Below are 566 nucleotides of genomic sequence, written 5' to 3' on the forward strand. Positions count from 1 at the left end.
ACAAAACCACCTGCTATGCGGGTGGTATCAAAAAAATGTTATACAAAATAATCACCATTCTTTCTATAATGAAGGTGTTCAAGCTATCAAAATAAGAAAGAATGGTGATTATAATGGCTAATAAAGCAAACTCTTTAGCACATACAAAATGGATGTGTAAGTATCACATCATTTTCACTCCAAAGTATAGACGAAAAGTGATATACAATCAATATAGAAAAGATTTAGGTGAAATATTGAGAGAATTATGTAGATACAAGCATGTAGAAATAATAGAAGGACATTTGATGAGGGACCATGTACATATGCTAGTTATGATACCTCCATCATTGTCTGTATCTGCATTTATGGGATATCTGAAAGGAAAGTCAGCATTAATGATGTTTGACAGACATGCAAATCTGAAATATAAGTTTGGAAACAGACATTTTTGGAGTGAAGGATATTATGTAAGTACTGTAGGGTTGAATGATGCGACAGTTGCAAAATATATTCGAGAGCAGGAAATGCACGATATAGCAATGGATAAAATGAGTGTAAAAGAGTACGCAAATCCATTCTCAGAA

Annotated in this window: 1 protein-coding gene; it reads left to right on the forward strand. The window is 32.9% G+C overall.

The genetic code is table 11. The annotated features are described in order from the left end of the window. Positions 1 to 113: 113 nt before the first annotated feature. Positions 114 to 566: IS200/IS605 family transposase (gene tnpA, locus KTQ83_RS11995; RefSeq protein ID WP_217256965.1), on the forward strand; the 453-nt coding region annotated here is incomplete at its 3' end.

The organism is Holdemanella porci (assembly GCF_019052655.1).
Lineage (GTDB): Bacteria > Bacillota_I > Bacilli_A > Erysipelotrichales > Erysipelotrichaceae > Holdemanella > Holdemanella hominis.